The sequence below is a fragment of the Alcanivorax sp. genome (genome assembly GCF_051117345.1).
Lineage (GTDB): Bacteria > Pseudomonadota > Gammaproteobacteria > Pseudomonadales > Alcanivoracaceae > Alcanivorax.
Map to the genome: position 1 here is coordinate 25,407 of NZ_JBNPEC010000201.1, position 7,984 is coordinate 33,390.

Below are 7,984 nucleotides of genomic sequence, written 5' to 3' on the forward strand. Positions count from 1 at the left end.
TAAGGTGAATGCCGACGATTTGTAGGAAATATCCTAGGCAAAATTAAGACATTCGCCAGCCCCTGAACAGCGTCATGCCTTGTCTTTATCCCTATTGATAAAACTTTCCATCAGGTCCATGGGTAACGGAAAGACAATGGTGCTGGAGCGATCATTCGCCACCTCGGTCAGAGTCTGCAGATAACGCAATTGCAGCGCCTGGGGCTGCTCGGACAGGGTTTGCGCCGCCTCAAGCAGCACCTGGGACGCTTCTTTTTCACCATTGGCATGAATCACCTTGGCGCGCCGAATACGCTCTGCCTCGGCTTGGCGGGCAATCACCCGCACCATGCCTTCATCCAGATCCACGTGTTTGATCTCTACATTGGTGACCTTGATACCCCAGTTGTCGGTCTGCTCATCAAGGATTTCCTGAATATCACTGTTCAGTTCATCCCGGGACGCAAGCATCTCGTCCAGCTCGTGCTTGCCCAGTACCGAGCGCAGGGTGGTCTGGGAAAGCTGGCTGGTTGCGGCATAGAAATCCTCCACATTGATTACCGCCTTCTGGGCATCCAGCACGCGGAAGTAGAGCACCGCATTGACCTTCACTGACACGTTGTCCCGGGAGATCACATCCTGGGTGGGCACATCCAGTACACGGATACGCAGGTCCACCTTCACCATCTGCTGGATCAACGGCACCACCAGAATCAGCCCCGGCCCCTTCACCTTGTAGTAACGGCCCAGCATGAAGATCACTCCGCGCTCGTACTCGCGCAGGATACGGAACATGCTGATCACGAAGCCAACGACGATAATCGCCAGCGATAACCAGAAATAGGGGGTCATGATGAGTCCTCCTTATTGGCCGGCACCACGTCCAGAACCAGGTCGCTACGGCTGATAACCTGCAGCGACTGGCCTTGTTGTACCGGTTGTTGACTGTGTGCATGCCAGATTTCCCCGAGCACTCGTACCTGGCCGTCATTCTCAAAATCACCCAGGGCCACGGCGGTTTCGCCCACCAGTGTGTCGGCACCCGTCACCGGCGGCCCCTCGTGTGCCTTGACTGCCAGCCGCACAAACAAGCCCACCAGCAGCAACGAGCCGACGCCCACGGCCGCAATCACGGGCATGGCAATCCGGAACGCGGGCAGCTCGGTGTCCATCAACATGATCGAGCCGATCACGAAGGCAATGACACCACCGATGCCGAGCACCCCGAAACTGGGCGACACGGCTTCCAGGGCCACCAGCACAGTACCCAGCAAGACCAGCCCCAGGCCCACATAACTCACCGGCAACATCTGCAGGGCGTAGAGCGCCAGCAGCAGGCAAATGGCACCCAGTACACCGGGCACGCCCATGCCGGGATTGGAGAACTCCAGCACCAGACCGTAAATGCCCACCAGCAACATCAGGTAGGCAATGCTCGGGTCGGTAATAATCGCCAGAAAGTCAGTGCGCCAATCCTTTTCAACGAGATGCTGCTGGGCGTTGGCCACGGCCAGAGTGACTGACTGCCCATCCCAGCTCAGCTCCCGGCCATCCAGTTGTGTGAGCAGGTCAGCAAGGTCCGTTGCCTTCAGGTCGATCACACCTTGTTCGAGCGCCGCACTGGACGACAGACTCACCGCTTCCCGGACAGCCTTTTCCGCCCAGTCGGCGTTACGGTCACGCAATTCCGCCAGGCCACGGATATAAGCCACCGCGTCGTTCACTTGCTTGCGGCGCAAGGCCGAGGCGCTGTCGGAGCTGGACGTTGTCTGCTCGCTGTTTTCACCGCTGTCATCAGAATCAGGCGAGGAGGGCGAGGGCAGTCCGCCGCCGCCACCAATCTGTACCGGTGTCGCCGCGCCCAGATTGGTGGCCGGCGCCATGGCGGCGATATGGGAAGCGTAGAGAATATAGGTGCCGGCACTGGCGGCCCGGCTGCCGCTGGGTGACACATAGGTGGCGACTGGCACCTGGCTGTCGAGAATGGCACGGATCATGTCGCGCATGGCGCTATCAAGGCCGCCCGGTGTATTCAGCTGCAAGACAAACAAGCCGGCCGAGGCCTGATTGGCATCTTCCAGAGAACGCACAAACCAGTCACTAAGCGCCGGCCCGATGGGGCCGTCCAGGGTCATTACCCAGACTGATGAAGGAGAAGAGCCGGAAGAGGATGCAGTTTGAGCAGGGGAAGCCGGAGCCAGCAGAAACAAGAACGCCAGCAGCACACACAGCAGCAGTCTGGTCGCAAGCCTGTGACCATGATGCGATGTGTCGTGATACTCGCGGCCCATGAGAGTGCTCCCTTGGTGCTCATCGATAATCCCATGAAAGCGTACTTGACCGCCGTGAGGCAAGCTTGCAGCGCGGCAGTCGGTCAGAAATCTGAGTGGGCAAATACTCCGGGCTCTTGTCGAGGCCGCTGGAATTGAAAAGGGGCAATCATTGGTATGGGCTTATCTGTGCCAGACAGTTATTATCGGGATATCCTCTATTTAACATAATATACATTATGTGTAGTCACACTTGATCCGATCCTGAGGTAGCCCCATACAATGCTTGCTCTGCTTTTCACCCGGGATTGCCTCTGTCCCTGCTAAACTTCGGCCGATACTAAACCTGAAAATAACCAACAAGGACACGTATGTCGTCACTGTCCCTGCCATCTCACTTTCTCTTCCGGGTTGTTTTGCTGTTGTCAGTCGCCGTTCCTTCACTGGCGGATGATCGCAAACCCGTATCCGTGGCTACGGTGAATTTGTCGCGCTCCCAGGATGTATTGTTGGTGAACGGCACCCTGGTGGCTGATCGTGCCGCCCGACTGTCCGCGTCGGTATCCGGTTTGGTGAGCAAACTGCTCGTGGACATCGGCGATCAGGTGGACGCCGGTGCGCCGCTGATTGAGCTGGATGCGGAACTGAATCGCCTGGAACTGCAACGCACCCGGGCCAATTATCAGCAGCAACAGGCCACCCTGGCCGATGCCCGCCGGCGTCTTGAAGAAGCCAACAGCCTGGTAGCCAAGCGTAGCATCGCCGCCAGTGAGGTGCGCAGCCTGGAATCCGAGGTTCAGGTGGCCAAGTCATCCCTGGCGGCCAGTCAAGCTGAGGTGGCACGCCAACAGGCACTGCTCAAGCGGCATACCCTGCGAGCCCCTTTCAGTGGTGTGATCAGCGCAAAACTCACCGAGGTGGGCGAATGGCTCACACCCGGTGCCACCGTGTTCGAGCTGGTGGGCAGCGATGATCTGCATGCGGATTTTGCCGTACCACAGCGTTATTTCCCGCAGCTGTCGCGGGATACCGCTATCGATGTTTGGCTGGAAGACGAAAACGACAAGCCCATGGCCGCTGAAATCACCGCCATTGTGCCGGTTAACGACCCCACGGCGAGAACCTTTACGGTGCGGGCCAGTATTGACGAGAAGGGCCTGACTCCGGGGATGGCGATTAATGGCCGGCTAGAGATGCTATCAGCGGATGCCAGCCCCACGGTTCCCCGGGACGCCCTGCTCCGCGACAGTCAGGGTAATGTCACGGTCTGGCTTGCGGAAAGCGACGGCGATGACTTGGTTGCACGACGCAAGGTAGTCAAAGTCGCGTCAGGCCAATCACCACAGGCTTCCGTTCTCGACGGTCTGAAGCGTGGTGATCGCGTGGTCGTGCGCGGCAATGAAAGTCTGCGCGAGGGTGACAAGATCCGGGTGGTGGACTGATGTTCGACAAGATCGTCCGCCATGGCACCCTGATGACCGTCGTGGTGCTTATCATCACCCTCCTCGGCGTTCTCGCCGCACTGCGCATTCCGGTACAGATGATACCGGACCTGGAAGTGCGCACCATTTCCGTGGTGACAAGCTGGCCCGGCGCCACCCCTCAGGATGTGGAAAAGGAAATCCTCATCGAGCAGGAAGAATACCTGCGCAACCTTCCCAACCTGCGACGGATGACCTCCTCCGCCGGCAGCGGCGAGGCAGAAATCGAGCTGGAATTCCCCTTCGGCGTGGACATCACCGACGCATTGATCCGAGTGAATAATGCCCTCAGCCAGGTCCCCGCCTATCCCGACAACGTGGACCAGCCGCGCATTCTGTCCAGCTCATTTTCCAGCAACGCCTTCATGTATTACCGCGTCTCTCCCCTGCCCGATAATCCTCGCGGGCTCGACATGGATATGATGCAGGACTTCATCGACGATGAAGTCCGCTCACGCATGGAGAGCGTGGCCGGGGTATCACAGGTAGAAGTGCGCGGCGGCGCTGAACGGCAAGTTCAGTTGCTGCTGGATGCCCAGAAACTGGCCCAGTTCGGGCTCAGTGTGGTGGATGTAAGGGATGCCCTGCGTGAGCGCAACCGGGATGTGTCTGGCGGCGAGCTGGAAAGCGGCAAACGGCGTTACCTGCTGCGCACGGTGGGTCGCTTCAAGGATATCGACAGCCTTAATGAACTGATTCTGGTCCGTAGCGGTGACTCCCAGGTGCGCCTGGGGGATGTGGCCACGGTGGTTCTGGACCACTTCCCGGTTCGCAGCCTGTCACGGGTAAATGGCGAGCCGGTAATCAGCCTGGCGGTGCGCCGGGAAACCGGCTCCAATGTCATCGACATCAAGTACGCCATGTTCGATCAGGTGGAGCAGATCAACCGCGAGGTGCTGGAGCCGGCCGGCATGCGTATAGCGCTAATCGCCGATGATGTCCGCTACGTGGAAGCCTCGGTGGCCAACGTGTGGACCAATCTGGCCATCGGTGCGGTGTTTGCCACCCTGGTCATGTTCCTGTTCCTGCGCTCGGTGAAGATCACCGCCGTGGGCGTGATCGGTATTCCCATCTGTACCATTGCCGCATTTCTGGGCCTGCTGCTGGCCGGGCGCACCGTTAATGTGATTTCCCTGGCGGGTATCGCCTTTGCTATCGGCATGACACTGGATAACTCCATCGTGGTGCTGGAAAGCATCGAAACGGAACGGCGCAAGGGGCTGGATCGCTTTCGCGCGGCGGTGAGCGGCATCCAGAAGGTATGGCCGGCGGTGTTCGCCTCCACCATGACCACGGTGCTGGTATTTCTGCCGGTGGTGTTCATTCAGGAAGAGGCCGGCCAGCTCTATTCCGATATCGCTATCGCTGTGTCCGCTTCGATTCTGGTTTCCATGCTGGTGGCGATGACGGTGATTCCCACCCTCTCCGCCCGGCTGGACTTCAGTGCGGTGGTAGCCCATGACGGTCAGCACAGCCGCTGGATGACCTCCCTGCACCGCCTTTCCGATCGCCTGTCCAGTAGCCGCCCCCGGCAAGTAACCACCCTGCTGGCAACCGTATTGATAGGTGGCGCTATTGTGCTGTTCCTGACGCCGCCAGCGGAATATCTGCCGGAGGGTGAGGAGCCGAAAACCTTTGCCAGCATGAATGCGCCGCCGGGCTATAACCTCAGCACCATGGAGGCCATTGCTGACGAAGTGGAAGCAGAATTCCTGCCGCTGGTGGGTGCCAATCCGGCGGACTACGACTCTGGCGAACTGGCTATGCCGCCAATGAAGTATGTGAACATGGGCGTGGATGCGGAACGTCTGCGCATCATCGCCGAGCCGGTGGACCCGGCACATATGGAAGCGATGATGGATGCCATCACCGAGGTCTATCAGCGCTACCCGGGCATGGGCGCCTTTGCGGCTCGCGGATCGATCATTTCCAGTAACGACGGCGGTACCCGCAGCGTGACGCTGGATGTGGCCGGGGCGGATCTGGCGGAAATCTACGCAGTGGCCTCACGGCTGGAGCGCGAGGCCGAACAGGTGTTCGATAATCCACGCATCCAGTCCCAGCCCGCCAGCCTGTCCCTGGCCCAACCGCTGATCGAGGTCCATCCGCGCTGGAACCGTGCCGCCGAAGTCCAGTTTTCCACGCAAGATCTGGGCTTTACCGTGGCCGCGCTCACCGATGGCGCCTATCTAGATGAGTTTTTCCTGGGTGACGACAAGATCGACATCTATGCCTACAGCCACCGTACCGGCACCCGACCGGAACTGGCTGCCCTCCCCGGCTTGCCGGTCCATACGCCAATCGGTGCGACGGTGCCACTGTCGTCCCTGGCCACCTTGAAAGAAACCGTAGACACCAGTGTGGTACGACGGGTCAACGGCCGGCGTACGGTCACCCTGAATATCATCCCGCCCCGGGGCGTGGCGCTGGAAACCGGCGTCAGCCGGGTGCGTGGCATGATTCAGCAACTGCGTGATGCCGGCGAGATTCCGGATACCATCAGCATCACCCTGTCCGGCGCCAGCGACCAGTTGCAGGCTACCCAGGAATCCCTGTCCGGCAATTATGTCGTGGCGCTGATGCTGGTTTACCTGTTGCTGGTGGCCATTTTCACCCACTGGGGTTTTCCGCTGCTGATCATGACCACGATTCCGCTTGGAATTGCCAGCGGCCTGCTGGGCCTGGCGATGATGAACGGTGTGGGTGCATTACTGCCTGTACTGGGGCTGCCACCACTTACCCAGCCGTTCGACATGATCACCATGCTCGGCTTTCTGATTCTGATGGGTACTGTGGTGAATAATCCGATCCTGATCGTGCATCAGGCGACGCTGAACTTCCGCGATAATGCCATGAGTGCCGTGGACGCAGTGAGCGAGGCCGTAGCTTCACGGTTGCGCCCCATCGCCATGACCACCATCACCACGGTTTGTGGGCTGGCGCCGCTGGTGCTGATTCCCGGTGAGGGCACTGAGCTCTATCGGGGTGTCGGGGCGATTGTCCTGTTCGGGTTACTCGGCACCGCCATTGTGACCATTACTTTCCTGCCGGCGCTTACTGCGCTGGTGCTTTCACTTTTCCAAAAGAGGGCCTGAATCAGCAACGTTTCCTTCCGACGGTTGACGGCTGCGCAAAAAGTGACCACAAAGATAGTGCGCCTATCCAAGGATGGGTGAGACATTTTGTCCCAGGGTTACGAACGGCGTAGTTGATCTATATCAAGATAGTCGCAGAACACGCTTGGTATCGTCTCCCGGCGCATCATTCGGAAGGGAACGTACATGGAAAACTCAGCGGTTTCACCAACTTATAACTACACGGTGGTACGGCAATTCACCATCATGTCGGTTGTATGGGGGATTGTGGGGATGCTGGTGGGGGTAATCATCGCCGCCCAGCTTGCCTGGCCAGTCCTCAATTTCGAGTTACCCTGGTTCAGTTTCGGCCGGTTACGGCCACTGCACACCAACGCGGTAATCTTTGCCTTTGGCGGCTCAGCCCTCATCGGTACCAGTTACTACGTGGTGCAGCGAACCTGCCAGGCCACCCTGGCGTTCCCCAAGCTGGCCGCTTTCAGTTTCTGGGGCTGGCAGGCGGTGATCGTGGCCGCGGCCATCACCCTGCCCATGGGCTACACCAGCAGCAAGGAATACGCGGAGCTGGAATGGCCCATCGACATCCTGATCACCCTGGTTTGGGTGGCCTATGCCATCGTCTTCTTTGCGACCATTGCGCGGCGTAAACAACCCCATATTTACGTAGCGAACTGGTTCTACGGGGCCTTCATCATTGCGGTTGCCCTGCTCCATGTGATCAACAACATCGCCATTCCTGTGTCAGCGATGAAGTCCTACTCGGTCTACTCCGGGTCCATCGATGCCATGGTGCAGTGGTGGTACGGGCACAATGCGGTGGGCTTTTTCCTGACTGCAGGCTTCCTCGGCATGATGTATTACTACGTGCCGGTACAGGCCCAGCGGCCGGTATATTCCTACCGTCTTTCCATTGTGCATTTCTGGGCCCTGATCGCTGTTTACATGTGGGCCGTCCCGCATCCCCTGCACTACTCTTCCCTGCCCGACTGGGCCCAGTCCGTGGGCATGGCGTTCTCCATTGTGCTGTTGGCACCCAGCTGGGGTGGCATGATCAACGGCCTGATGACCTGTCCGGGGCCTGGCATAAGTTGCGCACGGATCCGATCATCCGCTTCATGATCGTCGCCCTCTCCTTCTATGGCATGAGCACCTTCGAAGG

The 7,984-nt window shown here is 59.1% G+C and carries 4 protein-coding genes and 1 pseudogene; 3 read left to right on the forward strand and 2 right to left on the reverse strand.

What is annotated here, in order from left to right:
• Positions 1-72 precede the first annotated feature (72 nt).
• A complete protein-coding gene (locus ACFE0K_RS12815) occupies positions 73-831 on the reverse strand; it encodes a slipin family protein (protein ID WP_434536431.1) in 759 nt (252 codons plus the stop codon).
• Positions 828-2,114 carry an NfeD family protein gene (locus ACFE0K_RS12820; RefSeq protein WP_434536432.1) on the reverse strand — a complete coding sequence of 429 codons (1,287 nt, stop codon included), beginning with the start codon at positions 2,112-2,114 and terminating at the stop codon, positions 828-830. The genes ACFE0K_RS12815 and ACFE0K_RS12820 overlap by 4 nt, the downstream gene beginning before the upstream one ends.
• Before the next feature lie 506 nt (positions 2,115-2,620).
• Here ACFE0K_RS12820 and ACFE0K_RS12825 point away from each other — a divergent pair.
• From ACFE0K_RS12825 to ACFE0K_RS12835, 3 genes and pseudogenes are all read left to right on the forward strand, one after another.
• The gene (locus tag ACFE0K_RS12825) at positions 2,621-3,691 is read left to right on the forward strand and encodes an efflux RND transporter periplasmic adaptor subunit (protein WP_434536433.1); all 1,071 of its coding nucleotides are present in this window, start codon (positions 2,621-2,623) and stop codon (positions 3,689-3,691) included.
• Positions 3,691-6,825, forward strand: a complete 3,135-nt coding sequence (locus tag ACFE0K_RS12830; protein WP_434536434.1) for an efflux RND transporter permease subunit — start codon at positions 3,691-3,693, stop codon at positions 6,823-6,825. Before ACFE0K_RS12825 ends, ACFE0K_RS12830 begins: the two co-directional genes overlap by 1 nt.
• A gap of 186 nt (positions 6,826-7,011) precedes the next feature.
• Positions 7,012-7,984: pseudogene (locus ACFE0K_RS12835) on the forward strand (cbb3-type cytochrome c oxidase subunit I); the annotation flags it as partial.

Coding starts and splice junctions, on each gene's coding strand:
- ACFE0K_RS12815 (WP_434536431.1), bottom strand. CDS start 831: ATGACCCCCTATTTCTGGTTATCGCTGGCGATTATCGTCGTTGGCTTC.
- ACFE0K_RS12820 (WP_434536432.1), bottom strand. CDS start 2,114: ATGACCCTGGACGGCCCCATCGGGCCGGCGCTTAGTGACTGGTTTGTG.
- ACFE0K_RS12825 (WP_434536433.1), top strand. CDS start 2,621: ATGTCGTCACTGTCCCTGCCATCTCACTTTCTCTTCCGGGTTGTTTTG.
- ACFE0K_RS12830 (WP_434536434.1), top strand. CDS start 3,691: ATGTTCGACAAGATCGTCCGCCATGGCACCCTGATGACCGTCGTGGTG.